This is a genomic window from Bacillus sp. JJ1127, assembly GCF_036965845.1.
Classification (GTDB): Bacteria; Bacillota; Bacilli; order Bacillales; family Bacillaceae_G; genus Bacillus_A.
Genome location: NZ_JBALQK010000392.1, coordinates 1 through 1,567, shown reverse-complemented (window position 1 = coordinate 1,567; position 1,567 = coordinate 1). Strand labels below are relative to the sequence as shown.

At 34.8% G+C, this 1,567-nt stretch carries 2 protein-coding genes; both read right to left on the bottom strand.

All coding sequences use genetic code 11. The annotated features are described in order from the left end of the window. Positions 1-90: 90 nt before the first annotated feature. Complete coding sequence (locus V7183_RS24950; RefSeq protein WP_335361213.1) at positions 91-936, bottom strand: peptidoglycan-N-acetylglucosamine deacetylase; 846 nt, start codon at positions 934-936, stop codon at positions 91-93. A 118-nt stretch (positions 937-1,054) separates the two neighbouring features. After that, positions 1,055-1,495, bottom strand: a complete 441-nt coding sequence (locus V7183_RS24945; protein WP_335361212.1) for an ASCH domain-containing protein — start codon at positions 1,493-1,495, stop codon at positions 1,055-1,057. Positions 1,496-1,567: the final 72 nt, after the last annotated feature.

Here is a 1,567-nt window from a genome sequence, read left to right as displayed (position 1 = left end):
AATTGATGTATATATAAATTAATAATCTACATTATTTTCATCGTCCCTCTTATTATTAAATATATTGGTATATTCCTGATTATGTTATATTTATTTTCTCTGTTTCGATGTATGAAACATGTTAGGCAGCGTCACGAATCGCGATCCTTTCGCTTTCAGTTCAGGAATAATTCGATCTAGCGCGTTCACAGAACCTTGCAAATGCCCTCCTGGTGTAGAATGTTGCAATATAACACTTCCAGGAAATGCATTCCCTAATACAGTATTTGTAATCTTTTCCGCACTTACTCCCTTCCAATCAACTGTATCTACACTCCACTGTACAATCATAAAATTTTGTTCTGTAGCCCATTCCAATTGTTTTTCACGTATTTCACCATAAGGCGGACGTATAAACTTCGGTGCATACCCTGTCAATTTCCGCAATATCTCTTCCGTTTTTATAATTTGACTGTGATATTCTTCATCACTCACTTTAACTAAGTTCGGATGGTTATACGTATGATTCCCAACGATATGACCTTCATTTGCAATTCGCTTTACTACATTAGGATATCTTTCTGCATTTTCGCCAAGAAGAAAAAAAGTAGCTTTTACATCATAACTTTTTAACTTATCTAGTATTTGCGGAGTAAATACAGAATCTGGACCATCATCAAATGTAAGTGCAACTTCCGCTTTATTATATGGGCCAGAAAACGCATAAGCATATTTTTCAACCCATGAAAAAGGTGTCCAAGACCCTCTATCTTCTTCGGTACCTTGAATCTTATTATTCAAACCAACATTTAATACATCAGGAATTACACCCGAATCGTTTTGATAATAAAACGTATTTGAATATGGTACATAAGAATACACATTATACAAAGGGATATTACGTTCTAGAATCCATTGGAAAGGAATCGACATGTCTGATGGATAAAAATAATACATAAATAAAAAACCTCCCTAAAATTTTATATGCAGTTCATTCATATTTTGTTAGGAAAATCCATATTTATAAACAGAAATAAGACCGTCCCATCATTGGAACGGTCTTATTTCTCTCTTACTATTTCTTCACATCTATTAATTTAAAATGTTCACAGACGAGTAACATATCTTCAGAAAATTCATGTCCTATTTCACTTAACCTTTTTTGGAAAAATCCGGTGTGGATTTCTTTCCAGTTTTGATAACTGCCATCTCCCTCTGCAATTGCAAACTCTTCTGTCACTTCGTTCATAGGTATCAAATTCACTTCTACTGTTTTAATGATTGCTACTGGTTCTCCATTACTGTCTAAAATAATACCGTAATCTTCCTTAGCTGGTAACGGCCTATTCTCCAAGTCATAAAAAATATAAGCTGAGCATGTTGCTGTTTTCACCCCATCAATTACTAGCTGGGCAAGATAGTCTGGTGTATCACCAAACTGCCACTCCCTAACTGAAGGCGGTGCATTCCCGCCTTTCCAATACTCTTCCCAATACATTTGTGCTGCTTTGTTCATTTTCTCTTTCACTCATTTCTTCATTATCTAATAGATTTCCATAGTCGACATTCAAATTTTATCCCGCATTAA